The sequence below is a fragment of the Streptococcus sanguinis genome, assembly GCF_003943655.1.
GTDB lineage: Bacteria > Bacillota > Bacilli > Lactobacillales > Streptococcaceae > Streptococcus > Streptococcus sanguinis_F.
Window position 1 is genome coordinate 93,327 of sequence record NZ_RJMM01000002.1, and the last position, 14,529, is coordinate 107,855.

Here is a 14,529-nt window from a genome sequence, read left to right on the forward strand (position 1 = left end):
GCAAAAATCCAGCTCTCTTCAGAGAACTGGATGGAAACTTCCTAATTTGAAGACGGCACTTCTACACCGTCGCTTCCCTTAAACTTGTTAAGCAATTCTTCCGGACTCAGGGTCTCGATCTGCTCAAACAGCTGCGCGTAGTTTGGAAGCTTTTTGGCTGCTTCGTAGTCTAGATTCTCAGGATCGATAGTCATCTCCAGAGAAATCTCTTCCGCTGTCATATCTGTTTTCAAGTCAAGACCGGTGATATTCACCGCCTCTTTCAGACCCAGTGCTTCCTCGATCAAAGACAGCATTTCTTTCTTTACAGTGGAAACATCCTGTTTTGACAGAGCTTCCTTGATGTTGTCAGGAATAGCCTTGCTGACATGCAGGATAACCTTATCATACTTCTGTCCGCTGTAGCTGACGGTTAAGATCCTGGTTTCTTTTCCATGTTCTAATTGCTTCTCAGTTTTATAGGACTTAGTGACAACATCTCCTTTTCCAGCCCCTCCCTGTGAGGATGAACTGTTATTTGACTGCTGACTGCAGGCTGTTAAGATGGCCAAAGCTGCCAGCAAAAAGACAATTAATTTTCTCATGTCTTATCTCCTTCAATATTGAGCTGATTTTATCATATCATTATAAAAACGGCGCTGTCAAACTGATTGTCACTCTGTCATTAAAATGTAATAAAAAAGAGCAGCTTATTTCTGCTCTTCTGCTCCATTCATCAGGAGATTGTTGATGTATTCTTCTGGCGTCAGCTTAATCATTTCTTTGAGCTTGAGATTTTGAAAATAAGGCATAGACGCTGCTTTTTCGATATCCAAACTCTCAAAGTCATAGGTGGAAGTCATTTTCAGCTCGTTCTCATTCAAAATTGTCACTGAACCGCTGAAACCTTGAAGTCCACGAGCCTGCACATAGTCTGCATCCTGCTCCAGTGACTCATTGAGCGACTTCTGCGCTTCCTCCAGCCCCATTTGCTTGATGGCTTCTTTCATCTCATCATCAGTCGTAGTCAGCCTTTCAATGACCAAGCGTTTAAAATGCTCTCCCTGATAAGTCACCGTCTGACTCTGCTGGTTTCCTCGTTCATCCTTTGGAAAAACAAGCGTTCGAGTAATCACTTCCTGCTGCTTGGCATTATCAATGATAGGCAGATTATTGCTGATTTCTTTCTTGTCAGCCGCATTCGAATTCGTCTCTGTCTTTTTATGTCCACAGCCTGCTAGCAGTGCCACACTCAATCCCAGTCCTACTAAAATTTTCTTCATCTTCCATCCTCCTCAGAGATATTGTATCACAGTTCTGCCCCTTGTCAATCCATCCAGTCGCCAAAGCCCTCTGTCAACCCGAACCAAAAGAAGAGCCGAGATTCTCTTCCCGACTCTTTCAGTTATATTCAAAGATTAGAGAGCTGCCCGCAGACGAGCTTCTGCATTTTCAACATTGCGAACAGAACGTGGCAGAAAAGCACGGATATCATCTTCTTTGTAACCAACTTGGAGACGTTTATCATCCACTAAGATAGGACTTTTCAAAATACGCGGGGTCTCCATGATGATGTCAAGAACTTCGTTGACACTTAATTCCTCAATGTCAACACCCAAACCTTTAGCATAGCGGTTTTTTGATGAAACAATGCTCGCGATACCATTTTCTGTTTTGGTTAAAATATCCAGAAGTTCCTCTTTGGTGATGCCTTCTTTGCCTAAATTTTGTTCTTTATAAGTTAATTGATGAGCGTTTAGCCAGGTTTTTGCTTTTTTACAACTAGTACAACTTGAGACAGTATAGATTGTGATCATGTAAGTACTCCTTTCGCTACACGATACTAATATCGTAGTCTATTATATCACAAAAACCATCGGTCTTGCGACCTATTTTGCAAAATTACTCTTCAATTTCGATGGCATCGTCCAAATCCAGAGTCACTTCTTCCATCGTTTCCACAGGGCTGTCAGCCTTGCTGCCAACCGCTTCTGCTAGCTCATCGCCTTCAATCAAACCATAGCGGACACGAACCTGACGGTCAATTTCGTCAAAAACTTCTGGATGATCAGCCAAGTACTTCTTAGCATTTTCAGAACCTTGACCGATTTTTTCATCATTGTAGGAGTACCAAGCACCAGCTTTTTTGATGATATCCAAATCAGTCGCAATCTTAATCAACTCACCTGTCTTAGAAATACCTTCTCCGTACATGATTTCTACAAAGGCTTCCTTGAATGGCGGAGCTACCTTATTTTTAACGACCTTGATCTTGGTTTCTTTACCAACATTGGTATCCTTGTCATCGCCAGTTCCCTTGATTTGAGTATTGCCACGGACATCCAGACGGACAGAAGCATAGAACTTCAGTGCACGGCCACCTGGTGTTGTTTCAGGATTACCAAACATAACGCCAACTTTTTCGCGCAGCTGGTTAATGAAAATCGCAATCGTCTTCGTTTTGTTGATAGAAGCAGACAGCTTGCGCATCGCTTGGCTCATCATCCGAGCCTGCAAGCCGACATGGCTGTCACCGATATCGCCATCGATTTCCGCACGCGGTACAAGGGCTGCAACTGAGTCCACAACCACCAAGTCCACCGCACCTGAGTCAATCAGCTTACCGGCAATTTCCAGTCCCTGTTCGCCAGAATCCGGTTGAGACAGCAGCAACTCATCAATATTAACACCTAGAGCAGCCGCGTATGACGGATCCAAAGCATGCTCAGCATCGATAAAGGCTGCGATACCACCTTCTTTTTGCGCTTGAGCAACAGCGTGAAGCGCAACGGTTGTCTTACCAGAAGACTCCGGACCATAGATTTCAATAATCCGTCCCTTAGGGTAACCACCAGCACCAAGGGCAATATCCAAGGCCAAAGAGCCAGAACTCATAACTTGAACCTTTTGCTCTGCCCGCTCGCCAAGACGCATAATGGCTCCCTTACCGAAGTCCTTTTCAATGTTTTTAAGAGCATTATCCAAGGCTTTTTGGCGCTCATCGCCGAATTTCTTTGAGATTTCGTCTAATTTTTTTTGTTTCTTTGCCATTTATTTCTCCTGTTTTTTCTAAAATGTCTTTTGGCCATCTTCGTCATTATACCAAAAATCAGCTATTTAATAAAGTTTTTCGTACTAGGTTGAAGGCGTGCAGAACAGCAATTTTCCGCACATCACGCCGACTGCGTCCAGCAATATTGACCTTAATAATTTCTGTTCCTGAAGCACTTGCTAAGCCGATAAAAACAGTCCCTGCTGGATGGTCTTCCAGCGAATCTGGACCAGCCACACCTGTCAGACTGACAGCTAAGTCGCTTTCGGTCAGCTTTCTAGCCTGCTCTGCCATTTTCCCAGCCGTAAAAGCTGAAACGACACCGTGCTTCTCCAGGTCTCCCAACGGAATATCCAGCATCCGGCTCTTTTCCTCCATGCTGTAGGTGACAAAGCCACCTGAAAAAATGGAAGAGGCTCCAGCAAAATCAGCCAAGGTCGCCTGAAAGAGCCCTGCTGTCAGACTCTCCGCTGCCGAAATCGTCTTCCCTTGACTCTTCAGCAAGTCAAAAGCCACCTGTGCCAAGGAATTGTCATCCCCGTAACCATAGAAAATCTCTGACAGTGACTGTCCCTCAAAAGTCTTATGTACCAAAATTTCCTTTTCCACAGCCTCAAACTTGGTGTCGGCTTCTGCCTGACTCAGAGCCTTGGTGGACAGTCGCAGGGTAACTTCCCCTGTCTTTGCATAGGGAGCAATGGTGGGGTCACTCTGCTGTTCAATCATTTCTGCCAAAATAGTCACTAGCTGACTCTCGCCGATACCAAAGAAGCGCAGCACCCGTGAATACAATTTCTGACCTGTGGATAAGAGGGGAACCAGCTCGTTATTGACCATGGGCTTGAGCTCACTAGGCGGGCCAGGCAGGACTACATAGGTCACTCCGTCTGCTTCTAACAATCCTCCGACAGCTAAGCCGGTCGCATTTGACAACGGAGTTGAGCCTTCGACCAGCTGGGCCTGACGCTCATTATTGGGCGTTCGAGCATAATCCGGCCGGCTAGCAAAAAAGCGATCCAGCTTTTCCACAGCCTGAGGATCAAAAATGAGCTCGCGCTCTAAGAATTTAGCCAAGGTTTGCTTGGTCAAATCATCCTCTGTTGGGCCCAAGCCTCCTGTCAGGATAATTAGATTACTGCGTCCTTGAGCAATTTCCAAAACAGAGAGGAGACGATTTTCATTGTCCCCTACTGCTGTCTGAAAATAGACATCAATCCCCAGACTCGCCAGTTTTTCAGATAAAAATTGGGCATTGGTATTGACAATCTGACCGGTCAGAATCTCAGTGCCCACAGCAATAATTTCTGCTTTCATAGAACCTCCTACCTTACTATTCGGAATTGGCTTTATTTTATCACAAAAAATCTTAAAAAAGTTGATTTTCATTCCAGGAAATAAAAAGAGCTGTCAAGTTCCTTGACAAACTTGTCAACATGCTGTGGAAAACTTTTAAGAATGACTGGTGTTATGCAGAATAACTAGATTGTTAGGAAAATGCTATTGGCAAATGGTTTGAATCTTTTTATAATGGAGAGATAAATTCCAATAAAAAGAGTTTGGGACAAAAAGATTTCAATTTTTAAAAATCTTAATTATTAAGCCCTTCAAATCTATAATTAAATACGAAAAGCGAACAAAGCNGAATTCTGATTACCAGAAAACTAGTTTTGTTCGCTTTTTATATTTGAGGTTGGACTTTTGTCCCAGGTTCTTTTAAATACAACTAAAACCAGCTAAAAAAACTAATCCAGCCCCTGTAAAAATTACTTTCCCTTTGCAAGAAGGTCTGTAAGTCTACTAATTCTTTTGAAGGGGCAGACAATAGATACTGATTTAAAAAAGGGATTAGACGGACACACTCAATTGAAGCATTCTTACCATTTTCAATCTTATAAACAGTAGATAAGATTAGCTGTGAAAATTTCTCATCCTTTTTAGTCGTATCTAAATGGTATACTTCTTGCAATAGATGTAAAAGCTCTTTTTCTTTAGCTTTTCTCACAGCAGCTACCTCCTTATCTATAAACACGCGGTACCCACGGTCCGTATCTAGCCCAACCATCAAACATAACATTTACCATGTGCTGTAAAGTGGGTATTACTTGAACCATTTTCCACTCACCTGTATAAGGATTATAATAAAAATCATAAGGTTTCGCTGTATATCTATAGTAAAACTGATTGGCCGGGTCAGTATATCGTGGAACCTCTCCTTGTATTTTTACCTCTCCGCTGTTCACTATATCAGCTCTGATACTTGCTACAGGTGCAAATAAAACAAATACCAACAAAACAACGGAATAAAACCATTTTATTCTGCTTTTCCTCATTTTTAGTACCTCACTGACTACTTGTTTTCAAAGGTAATATAATTTAATGTAAAGTCTTATTTAGCCTTTTGGGCTCACCCTCCTCTCTTTCATATTTAGACCTATTCCCAAGGCCACCACCATGGAAATACATTAACAATAATCATTACTAGCAAAATAAATTTGCGCTTTGTTTTTCCCACCTTTGCCCTCCTTTCTATTTCATGATATACTATTTTAAAACATTTTTTCAAAACGTAGCTTTTAGTAACATTTTCAAAGAGGGTTCTTATGCGCTGGGATTATGGAAAAATCTATAAAGAAATTAGAAAATCAAAAGGGCTGACTCAAGAAGAAATTTGTGGGGATTTTTTAGCTCGCTCAACTTTGGCACGAATTGAAAGTGGACAAGTCGTGCCAAAGTTCGATACCATGATTTTTTTACTTCGCCAGATAGATATGACACTAGAAGAATTTAAATACATTTGTGATTATTATCAACCTAGTCAGAGACAGAAAATTTTAAATTCTCTTTATAACCAAGGTGAGACTATTGTAGGGACGAAAGGTTTGTTACAATTAAAGAGAGAATGCGAGGCATATCTATGTAAACATTCCGATATTCCGATTAAACATGCTTTAGATAGCATCAATATTACTATTCATCTGAGACAAAATGGAATTTCTGAGACAAAAGAAGTTAATGCTACTACCAATAAAATTTGGGCGTATTTAGAAAAACAGGACACTTGGTATGAAAGTGATTTTCGACTTCTTTCTACTATCCTTTATTTCTTCCCTTTAGAAAATATCAAACAATTTACCCAAAAGATTTTAAATAGTATAAAGAAATACCAATCATTTCGCTATGGGAATAATGTACAAATCGGTCTTTTAGTCAACCTTTCTACCATCTATCTTTATAATGGATTAAAGAGAGAATGCGCTGAAATTACTAAGTACATTTACGATTTGTCAAAAAAAGAAAAACGTTATGATTCCCTCGGGCTTTCACAGATTCGACTTGGAATTTGCAAAAATGATAACGAATTAATAAAAAAAGGGATTGCTCTACTACAACTTGCCGATGAAAAAGAGCTAGTAAAATCTCTAAAAGAAGAAATTGAAAAATACCGTTGAGAATCTTTCTCAAACGGTATTTTTATGTGGATTGAAGTCACAATCCTTTTCATGATCATTGATAAGGCCAGCTGCTTCTAGGAATGAATAGACACAAACGGAACCGACAAACTTGAAGCCATGCTTTTTCAGAGCCTTGGACATAGTTTCTGACAGCTCTGTCTTAGTTGGGGCTTCCTTGTAGTTCGTAATTTGATTGTCAATCGTTTTGAAATCGACAAAGGACCAGATATAGTCGTTAAAAGAGCCAAACTGATTTTGAACAGCTAAAAAAGCTTGGGCATTAGCCCTGGTCGCATAGATTTTCATCTTATTACGGATGATATTAGGATTATTTAAAAGACTATCCAAGTCAGCATCTGTCATCTGAGCAATTTTCTGGGCATTATAGAAATGAAAAGCTTCTCGAAAAGCCTGACGTTTATTCAGAATGGTCTCCCAAGAAAGTCCAGCCTGATAGGTCTCCATGCAGAGCAATTCAAATAACTTCTGATCATCATGGAGGGGCTTGCCCCACTCCTCATCATGGTAGGCTACATACAAGGGGTTGTTCATTTTTACCCAGCCACAGCGTTTGGTCATAGCTTTCTCCTATTTTACCAACATCTTAAGAGCGGACTTGATATAGTTTTCAGCTGTATCCGTCGTGCCCTCAAAGAATTTTTTGATTTTCTTAAGTTCAGCAGCTTTGTAGCCCAGAGCCAGCATGGCTTCCATGGCTTCTTCCAGCTCCTGATTATCCACAGTCTGGACGGGCGCCTTGCTTTCTGTCGGACCATCTGCCGCCACTACCTTGCCTTCTAAGTCCAGCACCATCTGCTGGGCTGTCTTCTTGCCAATCTTAGGAAACTTGGTCAGGTAGGTGATGTTTTTCTGCTCAATGGCTTGCACCAAGCCAGCATTATCATCCGCCGCAATAATGGCCAGAGCAGACACTGGGCCAATACCTGAGACTGAAATCAAGCTAAGAAAGAGTTGCTTCTCCTCCTCGGTCGCAAAGCCGTAAAGGAGCTCCGCGTCTTCTCTCACCACCTGATGCACATAGACCTTGGTTTCCTGATGGAGATGTCCGGAGTAAGCATAGGGGTTGGCCACATGAAGAATATAGCCGATAGAGTTGACTTCCAATACAATATATTTAGCTGTGATTTTACTGATGATTCCTTTAAAATATTCGTACATAATCTTCCTTCTTTTTCTATCATTTTGCCTATCTAGTATATCATATTTTCTGTCTAGAAACTGCAAACAGAAGTGCAACCATTGGTTGACAAAATGTACAGGAAGCTGTATTCTCAAGATAAATAAAAGCTGTTAGGATAGAGTTAGCAAAGAAAAGGAGGCTGCGAACATGAAACTCGCCGATAAATTATTTGNACTAAGAAAAGAAAAAGGCTGGTCACAAGAAAAACTGGCTGAACAAATCAATGTCTCTCGTCAGAGCATTTCCAAGTGGGAGTCTGGCCAAGCACTGCCAGAACTCGAAAAAGTTGTAGAACTGAGCAAGATTTTCCAAGTGACTACAGATTATCTGCTTTTAGAAGAAAGCGACAAGCCGGAAATAAAACCCGTCCTCTCAGAAGACGAAAAAAATCGCTACTACAAGGAAGTAAAATCTTATGGCTTCTGGCAGGTTCTGTATATTTTTATATCTGCCTTGGCTATCTTTCTCTTCTTCGCAGGTTCTAGCTTTCCAGCAAAATTCACTGCGCTAGTCTGGTTGAGCTTTTTCCTCTTAATCGCATCCGCAATGGCTATTAACAAGGCGCTAAAAATCAAGAAAAAGTATCTGGACAAGGTTATAGGCCTTGATGAGGATTCTAAGAAAGAAGGTGCTAAAGATGAAACTAAAAACTGACAATCCCATACCTGTCAAAACGCGTCTGAAAGAACTCTTTGGCGACTGGCTCTTCATCTCAGGCTACCTCATTGCTCTTTTTTTACTAGCTACGGGCTTTTATAATCTGGTTCTAAAAGGCATTCCTGCATTCACTGAAGCCCAGAGCCAGCTTCTGGCTTTTTCTACCTCAGTCCTGCCTCTAACTATTATCTTTGCTTGGCTAGACTATAGAAAAGGCAGTTTTGGCAAGCGTTGGGCAGGTTTACAGCTGATTTACAAGCATAGGAGCCTTGCCCACAGCCTTTTGCGCTCTGCTATTAAGTTTTTCCCTTGGCAGCTGGGTCATATAGGAGCTATCCGTAGTGCTTATCAAGCTGATGGACTGTCAATTTTCTTGTCAACTTCAGCAGGGATTCTCTTCCTGATCTTTCTGCTGATGGGACTGCTTCGCAAGGACAAACGACATCCAGCTGATTTGCTTGCTGGAACACAGGTTCAGCTCAAACATTAAAAAACAGCTCTAGTTCCATGACTAGGGCTGTTTGATCTTCTATAGAGTTTAGTATTTCCCTAACTCCCGTAGGCTAGTATGATTTTCCTGAATGCGGCGGAACATTTTTTCCATATCCGACTTGGTAAAGTTGACCAAGACCGGTCGGCCGTGTGGGCAGTTGTAAGGATTATCACACTGGGATAGCTGAAAGAGCAAGTCACGCGCAGAGTAGTCATCCAGACTGTGATTGGCCTTGATGGAGCGTTTGCAGCTCATCATAATGGCTAGCTCTGCTCGATATTTCTTGATGGAAACTTCCTTGGTCAGGAGAAGCATATCACACATTTCATAGATGCCGGCCTCAATCTCCTCTTCCTTGAACCAAATGGGATGCTCACGGAGGATAAACTGATTGGCTCCGTACTCTTCTAAAAAGATGCCAGCATCTTCTAACAGCTCCATCCGCTGCTTGATTCGCAGCATATCGTCTGCTGGAAATTCAAAGATATAGGGCACCAAGAGCTGCTGCTGGCTATTGTCCACATCCCCTATCTTCTCCCGATAATACTCATACTTGACCCGCTCTTGGGCAGCATGCTGGTCAATAATGTAAAGACCACCCTTGCCCTGAGCAAAGAGATAAGTGCCATGCATCTGGCCGAAATATTCTAACTCTGGGAAGCTTGACTTCTCTTCCTGTTCCAACTTATCCACAGCCCGCTCCAGACTGACCTGATCAAGCTCTGGATGGTCTAGTTGGTCATAGCTAACTGGCTTTCTCTCTGCAAATTTGACCGAAGTTGGTTGTGGCTCTGCTTTTTCATTTGTCGCTTCATGAATAGGCTCCGCTGATTCTTCGAAGGATAGCTGCTGCTCGGCCACCTGTGGCTTGAGGAAGAAGTCATTCTGCTCCTTATCGTAGTAGAGGCGATTTTCTTTCAGCGGGAGGCTGGTCTGTTCGGGCTTAGTCGCACGCTTAACAGTTGATTTGGCTAGATTTTCCAAAGCATCCGGGATAAGATCCTGCTCCTTGAGACTGGTTGCAATAGCTTGCGAAATCAAGGCCATGAGTTCCCGCTCTTTAGAAATTCGCACCTCTTGCTTGGTCGGATGGACATTGACATCGGCCAGATAGGGGTCAATCTGAATATTGATGACCGCGAGTGGAAAGCGACCTACCATAAGCTTGCTGCCGTAGCCGTCCAAAATAGCGCGATTGAGCAGGAAATTCTTAATGTAGCGGCCGTTGATGAGAATGGTAATATAATTCCGATTCGCACGAGTCAGCTCAGGCAAACTGACATAGCCACTCACTTCAAAATCCAAATCCGATGCAGAGATTTCCACCATTTTCTTAGCTGTTGCCAAACCATAGATTCCTGCAATAGCCTGACGCAGATTACCACTGCCGGCAGTCCGTGTCATTTCGCGGCCGTCACTGATAAGGGTGAAAGCCACTTCCGGATGGGCCAGACTAAGCCGATTAATCACATCAACGATATGGGACAGCTCAGCCTGCTGACTCTTCATATACTTGAGCCGGGCGGGAGTATTGAAGAAGAGATCTTCTATCTTGATTTTCGTTCCCACCGGACTGTTGGTAGGCTCATGCTCTTCAATTTCACCGCCTTGGGCAACTAGCAGGGTCCCGTGCTGGCCGGCTTCAGTCGCTGTCTCAATGGTAAAACGCGAGACAGAAGCAATGGAAGGAATGGCCTCGCCCCGAAAACCCAGTGTCCGAATCCGAAAGAGATCCGCCTGCTTCTTGATTTTACTGGTAGCATGGCGGCGAAGGGCCAGAGGAACATCTTCGTGGTCTATACCCTCGCCATTATCCGTCACCTGAATGCTCTTGAGTCCCGCTTCTTCGATTTCGATGGTAATCTGGCTGGCACCCGCATCAATTGAATTTTCCACTAGCTCCTTGACCACGCTGCTAGGCCGCTCAATGACTTCACCGGCCGCAATCTGATTGGCTAGAATTTCTGGAAGTTCGATAATTTTTGACATCTTTTTCTCCGTATTTGTTCTGCTATCTATTATAACACATTGGGCTCTTTCTATCAGAAGGCAGACTTGTATTAACCATTCTGCCCGCAAGCCAAACCAGATAGACACAAATAGCTGCCACATGGTCAAAAGGGCTTGTTTTCTCTGCCATGTTGCGGTTTAATAAAGGTGAAAGGAGGAAGTTATGAAAGTTAAGCTAAGAATCGATTCTCAAGTCACCGAAGACTCCGTCAGCATTGAGGCTCGTCTCATGACTGAAAGCATTCAGGAATTGGTCCACTTTGCGCAACATCTGGATAAAGAGGACAAGATCCATGTCAAGAAAGAAGACAACATCTATCTGCTGGACGCTAAGGAAATCCACCGAGTCTATACAGAAAATCGTCAGGTTCAGGTCCGCACAGCAAAAGACAGCTATCGAGCTCAACAAGCTCTTTATCAGTTGCTGCAGGTCCTGCCGGAGTATTTCCTGCAGATTTCTCAGTCGGAGATTATCAACAGCCGACAAATCAGCCACCTCAAGCTAACTCCAAATGGTCTGATTCAAATATTTCTGAAAAACGGCGACCAGACATACTCGTCTCGCCGCTATCTTAAATCTATCAAAGAAAGGTTGCAATTATGAAAACTCGTCTTAAAGAACTCTTTTTCGGAGGGATTGGAGGGATTTTCATCGGTCTCTTCTTCTCCATGATTGTTTCTTATTTTTACAATCCAGCTTATCTACCGCTTCATCCTCGCTCTCCTATCGGCCACTTCTTTTTGATCCAGCATGTCCATGTTTCCCTCATCATGCTCTACTGCATGCTTATCTGGTTTATCATGGGAGCTATTTTCAGATGGAGCGGAAGCTTCTTTCAAAGAGACTGGAGCATCCTGCGCTCCGTTGTCAGTCACTATGGTGTGATGATTCTGACCTTTGCACTTTTAGCTAACCTAGCTGGATTTTTCCCAAGAGAAAAAATACTCAGCCTGACACTGACTGCCGTTGGGGAATTCACTCTCATTTATCTGATTATTTCAGGAATCATCTATTACCACACCTACCGCAACATTCAAAAAATTAATAGCGGTTTGTCTAGCAAATCGTGAGAAACAAAAAGAACAGACTCGAGGCATTAACAAGTCTGTTCTTTGTTTTTACAACTTCTTCTTGAGCTCGGCCACTGCTGCCATGACTTCCAGGGGAGTCATATTGTAGATGTCCAAGTCTCGTAGTTCAGTCAGGACTGGATTTTCCGTTCCTTCTGCAAAAAGAGACATCTGCTCCGCCACTTGCGACTGCTTCGGTCTGGATGCAGTAGGAAGCTCTGAGCCTAGTCCTGTATCCTGACTCTCCAAATGACTCAAAATGCTATCCGCCCGCTCCAGTAATTTCTCAGGAAGTCCGGCAATCTTCGCCACATGGATCCCGTAGGACTTGTCAGCCGGACCCGGCTCAATCTTATGCAGGAAAGTCACCTGCCCGTCCTTTTCCAAGGTTGCTACATGGACATTTTCCAAATGCTCCAAACTTTCCTCTAAGGCTGTCAGCTCATGATAGTGGGTGGCAAAGAAGGTCTTGGCTCCAGTATAGTGATGAATATGCTCGATAATAGCCTGAGCCAGCGCCATCCCATCATAAGTAGCCGTTCCACGTCCCAGCTCATCAAAGAGAATGAGCGAACGCTCGCTGGCCTGCCGAATGGCCCGATTGGCCTCCATCATCTCCACCATAAAAGTGGACTGGCCAGATACCAGATCATCCGCCGCGCCGATGCGAGTGAAAATCGCATCGAATAGCGGCAGACTGGCAGACTGAGCAGGCACATAAGAGCCCATCTGTGCCATAATGACGATAATAGCCAGCTGGCGCATATAAGTCGATTTCCCGCTCATATTAGGGCCAGTAATCAGCTGAATATCCGTTTCCTGGTCCAGCAGAATACTATTTGGAATGTAGCTTTGGGCACCCATGACCTTTTCCACAACAGCATGCCGGCCTTTTTCAATCTGCAGACGGCGCTCTGCAGTAAAGACAGGGCGCACTAAGTGCTGCTGTTCTGCCACCGCAGCAAAGCTCTGCAGGACATCTACAGCTGCCAGCGTTTGTGCTAAGGCCTGCAAGCGCTGGATGTATTTGCCAGCTTCCTCGCGAATCCGCATGAAAATCTCGTATTCCAAATTAGCAGATTTTTCACGCGCCTCCAACATCTCTCCCTCAATCCGGGCCAACTCCTCCGTTCCAAAACGCTCCGAATTTTTCAGGGTCGCCTTGCGGAAGAAATGACTAGGCACATGAGCCAACTGAGAATTGGTCACATGGAAATAGTAACCATCTTTTTTATTGTAATCAATCTTTAGATTGCTGATGCCGCAGTTGGCACGTTCTTTAACTTCCAGCTCCGCAATCCATCCGGTCCCCTCCCTCAGCACAAGCCGATACTGATCTAAAGTCTCATCAAAACCTGTCCGAATGATATTTCCCTCGGTGATGATATGGGGTGCATCCGGCGAAATAGCTGAGCTAATCAAGCCCGCCAACTCTGGAATAGGATCCAAGCCCTCAATCAAACGAGCTAGATGCGGACTGCCAATTCCTTGCAAGATAGCCTTAATCTGAGGCACATTGCCCAATGTAGCTGCCAGCTGCAGCAGATCCTTGGGATTGGTCTTGCCAAATGAAACCCGACTAGCAAGCCGCTCGATATCATAGACTCCCTTGAGGCTCTCCGTCAAATCACTCCGCTCAAAGAAATGATTCAGAAAAACCTCGACGACATTCTGCCGCTGGCTAATTCGCGCTTCATCAATCAGCGGACGCTGAATCCAAGAGCGCAGCATACGGCCGCCCATGGCCGTCTTGGTCTCATCCATCAGCCAATAAAGACTGCCGTGCTTCTTGCCCGAGCGAGCATTTTCTGTCAAATCCAGACTCGCCTTGGTGGCATAGTCCATTTGCAGAAAGTCCTTGATTTCATAATGCTGAGCCTTCTTTAAATGGCTGAGCTCCCTCATCTGGGTCCGGTACACATACTCCAGCAATTTCCCTGCTGCCTGACGTTCCATAGGAGACAGCTCCTCGCCCAGCAGCTGGACATCGTCCAAGGCCGTCTGTACATAGGACAGTAAAAGATTCATCTGTCCAGCCAAGACCTGCTCCTCAACTTCTGGCAAGGCATAGCCCAGCACCACTTCCCTAGCTTTCAAATTGCGGATTTCCCCGCAGACCAAGACAAAGTCCTCTAGACTGGTCACCTGAAACTCACCGGTCACCAAGTCCATATAAGCCAGACCATAGAGGCCGTCTGAGTAATCCAAAGCCACCAGAAAGTTATTCGCAGAGTCCGGCTTACTGGAATCCACTACCGTTCCCGGTGTGATAACCTGAACCACCTCCCGCTTGACAACTCCCTTGGCTTCCTTGGGATCTTCCATCTGCTCCGCAATCGCCACCTTATAGCCTGACTCAACCAAAACATCAATATACTGCTGAGCCGAATGATAGGGAACTCCAGCCATGGGAATGGGATTTTCTGCATTTTTATTGCGGCTGGTGAGAGAAATCTCTAAAATCTGAGCGGCATTGACCGCATCATCATAAAACAACTCATAGAAATCCCCCATCCGAAAAAGCAAGAATGCATCTGGATAGTCCTTTTTGATATCCAAATACTGCTGCATGCCCGGCGATAACTTTTCTACTGCCATCTCTATCCTTTCTAAA

Annotated in this window: 15 protein-coding genes; 5 read left to right on the plus strand and 10 right to left on the minus strand. The window is 44.1% G+C overall.

The window, feature by feature from the left end:
* Window positions 1-41 precede the first annotated feature (41 nt).
* The 6 genes from D8886_RS01805 to D8886_RS01835 all read right to left on the minus strand — a co-directional run bounded on the left by D8886_RS01805 (window position 42) and on the right by D8886_RS01835 (window position 5,033).
* On the minus strand, window positions 42-584 hold the full coding sequence (locus D8886_RS01805; protein ID WP_125434040.1) for a hypothetical protein: 543 nt from the start codon (window positions 582-584) through the stop codon (window positions 42-44).
* A 105-nt stretch (window positions 585-689) separates the two neighbouring features.
* The gene (locus D8886_RS01810) at window positions 690-1,262 is read right to left on the minus strand and encodes an SP0191 family lipoprotein (RefSeq protein WP_125434041.1); all 573 of its coding nucleotides are present in this window, start codon (window positions 1,260-1,262) and stop codon (window positions 690-692) included.
* 135 nt (window positions 1,263-1,397) lie between these two features.
* Window positions 1,398-1,796 (minus strand): transcriptional regulator Spx, encoded by a 399-nt coding sequence (gene spx, locus D8886_RS01815; RefSeq protein ID WP_002894078.1) that lies wholly within the window; start codon window positions 1,794-1,796, stop codon window positions 1,398-1,400.
* Window positions 1,797-1,881: 85 nt separating this feature from the next.
* Complete coding sequence (gene recA, locus D8886_RS01820; protein WP_125434042.1) at window positions 1,882-3,030, minus strand: recombinase RecA; 1,149 nt, start codon at window positions 3,028-3,030, stop codon at window positions 1,882-1,884.
* Window positions 3,031-3,088: 58 nt separating this feature from the next.
* Window positions 3,089-4,345 carry a competence/damage-inducible protein A gene (locus D8886_RS01825; RefSeq protein ID WP_185761225.1) on the minus strand — a complete coding sequence of 419 codons (1,257 nt, stop codon included), beginning with the start codon at window positions 4,343-4,345 and terminating at the stop codon, window positions 3,089-3,091.
* 409 nt (window positions 4,346-4,754) lie between these two features.
* On the minus strand, window positions 4,755-5,033 hold the full coding sequence (locus D8886_RS01835) for a bacteriocin immunity family protein (protein WP_223310420.1): 279 nt from the start codon (window positions 5,031-5,033) through the stop codon (window positions 4,755-4,757).
* Between the two features lie 598 nt (window positions 5,034-5,631).
* Here D8886_RS01835 and D8886_RS01845 point away from each other — a divergent pair.
* A complete protein-coding gene (locus tag D8886_RS01845) occupies window positions 5,632-6,480 on the plus strand; it encodes a helix-turn-helix domain-containing protein (RefSeq protein WP_125434044.1) in 849 nt (282 codons plus the stop codon).
* Between the two features lie 9 nt (window positions 6,481-6,489).
* Here D8886_RS01845 and D8886_RS01850 read toward each other — a convergent pair whose 3' ends face one another.
* Window positions 6,490-7,062 carry a DNA-3-methyladenine glycosylase I gene (locus D8886_RS01850; RefSeq protein WP_125434045.1) on the minus strand — a complete coding sequence of 191 codons (573 nt, stop codon included), beginning with the start codon at window positions 7,060-7,062 and terminating at the stop codon, window positions 6,490-6,492.
* A gap of 9 nt (window positions 7,063-7,071) precedes the next feature.
* Entirely contained in the window at window positions 7,072-7,662 is a 591-nt protein-coding gene (gene ruvA / locus D8886_RS01855; RefSeq protein ID WP_125434046.1) for a Holliday junction branch migration protein RuvA, read from the minus strand.
* A gap of 169 nt (window positions 7,663-7,831) precedes the next feature.
* Here ruvA and D8886_RS01860 point away from each other — a divergent pair, with 169 nt between their 5' ends.
* Together D8886_RS01860 and D8886_RS01865 are read left to right on the plus strand one after the other, a co-directional pair.
* On the plus strand, window positions 7,832-8,338 hold the full coding sequence (locus tag D8886_RS01860) for a helix-turn-helix domain-containing protein (RefSeq protein WP_125434047.1): 507 nt from the start codon (window positions 7,832-7,834) through the stop codon (window positions 8,336-8,338).
* Window positions 8,322-8,831 (plus strand): RDD family protein, encoded by a 510-nt coding sequence (locus tag D8886_RS01865; protein WP_185761226.1) that lies wholly within the window; start codon window positions 8,322-8,324, stop codon window positions 8,829-8,831. Before D8886_RS01860 ends, D8886_RS01865 begins: the two co-directional genes overlap by 17 nt.
* 48 nt (window positions 8,832-8,879) lie before the next feature.
* Here the strand turns inward: D8886_RS01865 and mutL are convergent, their stop codons facing one another.
* The gene (mutL, locus tag D8886_RS01870) at window positions 8,880-10,823 is read right to left on the minus strand and encodes a DNA mismatch repair endonuclease MutL (protein WP_125434049.1); all 1,944 of its coding nucleotides are present in this window, start codon (window positions 10,821-10,823) and stop codon (window positions 8,880-8,882) included.
* A 184-nt stretch (window positions 10,824-11,007) separates the two neighbouring features.
* On the opposite strand from mutL, the gene D8886_RS01875 reads away from it, so the two are divergent.
* Entirely contained in the window at window positions 11,008-11,448 is a 441-nt protein-coding gene (locus D8886_RS01875; RefSeq protein WP_125434050.1) for a LytTR family DNA-binding domain-containing protein, read from the plus strand.
* The gene (locus D8886_RS01880) at window positions 11,445-11,915 is read left to right on the plus strand and encodes a DUF3021 family protein (protein WP_125434051.1); all 471 of its coding nucleotides are present in this window, start codon (window positions 11,445-11,447) and stop codon (window positions 11,913-11,915) included. The genes D8886_RS01875 and D8886_RS01880 overlap by 4 nt, the downstream gene beginning before the upstream one ends.
* A gap of 48 nt (window positions 11,916-11,963) precedes the next feature.
* Here D8886_RS01880 and mutS read toward each other — a convergent pair whose 3' ends face one another.
* The gene (mutS, locus tag D8886_RS01885; RefSeq protein WP_125434052.1) at window positions 11,964-14,513 is read right to left on the minus strand and encodes a DNA mismatch repair protein MutS; all 2,550 of its coding nucleotides are present in this window, start codon (window positions 14,511-14,513) and stop codon (window positions 11,964-11,966) included.
* Window positions 14,514-14,529: the final 16 nt, after the last annotated feature.

Bases quoted from the DNA above. Each gene is read 5' to 3' on its own strand.
- D8886_RS01805 (WP_125434040.1), bottom strand. From the start codon at position 584: ATGAGAAAATTAATTGTCTTTTTGCTGGCAGCTTTGGCCATCTTAACA.
- D8886_RS01810 (WP_125434041.1), bottom strand. From the start codon at position 1,262: ATGAAGAAAATTTTAGTAGGACTGGGATTGAGTGTGGCACTGCTAGCA.
- spx (WP_002894078.1), bottom strand. From the start codon at position 1,796: ATGATCACAATCTATACTGTCTCAAGTTGTACTAGTTGTAAAAAAGCA.
- recA (WP_125434042.1), bottom strand. From the start codon at position 3,030: ATGGCAAAGAAACAAAAAAAATTAGACGAAATCTCAAAGAAATTCGGC.
- D8886_RS01825 (WP_185761225.1), bottom strand. From the start codon at position 4,345: ATGAAAGCAGAAATTATTGCTGTGGGCACTGAGATTCTGACCGGTCAG.
- D8886_RS01845 (WP_125434044.1), top strand. From the start codon at position 5,632: ATGCGCTGGGATTATGGAAAAATCTATAAAGAAATTAGAAAATCAAAA.
- D8886_RS01850 (WP_125434045.1), bottom strand. From the start codon at position 7,062: ATGACCAAACGCTGTGGCTGGGTAAAAATGAACAACCCCTTGTATGTA.
- ruvA (WP_125434046.1), bottom strand. From the start codon at position 7,662: ATGTACGAATATTTTAAAGGAATCATCAGTAAAATCACAGCTAAATAT.
- D8886_RS01865 (WP_185761226.1), top strand. From the start codon at position 8,322: ATGAAACTAAAAACTGACAATCCCATACCTGTCAAAACGCGTCTGAAA.
- mutL (WP_125434049.1), bottom strand. From the start codon at position 10,823: ATGTCAAAAATTATCGAACTTCCAGAAATTCTAGCCAATCAGATTGCG.
- D8886_RS01875 (WP_125434050.1), top strand. From the start codon at position 11,008: ATGAAAGTTAAGCTAAGAATCGATTCTCAAGTCACCGAAGACTCCGTC.
- D8886_RS01880 (WP_125434051.1), top strand. From the start codon at position 11,445: ATGAAAACTCGTCTTAAAGAACTCTTTTTCGGAGGGATTGGAGGGATT.
- mutS (WP_125434052.1), bottom strand. From the start codon at position 14,513: ATGGCAGTAGAAAAGTTATCGCCGGGCATGCAGCAGTATTTGGATATC.